This is a genomic window from Kocuria sp. KH4, from assembly GCF_053711175.1.
This window is the reverse complement of sequence record NZ_JBSJYX010000057.1, coordinates 1-608: the sequence shown is the minus strand read 5'-3', so window position 1 is coordinate 608 and position 608 is coordinate 1. Positions and strand designations below refer to the sequence as shown.

The window sequence follows — 608 nt, the reverse complement described above, 5'->3', positions numbered from 1 at the left end:
CCCTGCCGGCGGTGAAGCCCCCCTACTTCTGGTCCGACCAGTACGGCACCCGCCTGCAGTTCGCCGGGAACGCCTCCCGGGCCGAGCGGGTGGTCTACGAGCACGGCGGACCGGGCGAGGACTCCCTGCTGGCCGTCTACTACGCAGGAGACCAGCCCGTGGGCGTGCTCGCCTGGGACCAGACCAAGCTCTTCTGCCGCTGGCGCAAGACCATCGAGAAGCTCGCCGCCGCCGCCGTCCCGATCCCCGCACCGCAGCACAGCACCGCCGCCGTCGCGGCCGTGGCCGCCGCCGCCCCGGCCGCGGTCGCCGCCATCCACACCACCACGGTCCACGCCGCCACGGTCCACACCGACACGGCCCTGCCCACCGCGGTGTGAACCACCCCGGTACCCGCTTCTTCCTCTCCTTCTTCTTCCTTCTCCTCTTCCTCTTCTGCTGTTGACCCTAGGAGCACGAATTGTCGACCAATGTTGTCTCGGAGTCCCTGATCGCCACCCTGCCCGGTTCCACCTACGTGGACGAGGACGTCTTCCGCGCCGAGCAGGAACGCATCTTCGAGCAGATGTGGTTCTGCGCCGTGCGCGCCGCCGACCTCGACAAGCCCG

Annotated in this window: 1 protein-coding gene; it reads left to right on the top strand. The window is 69.6% G+C overall.

The window, feature by feature from the left end; translation table 11 throughout:
* A partial coding sequence (locus ACWCOM_RS18470; protein WP_454550199.1) for an oxidoreductase C-terminal domain-containing protein occupies positions 1-380 on the top strand: 380 nt, incomplete at its 5' end.
* Positions 381-608: the final 228 nt, after the last annotated feature.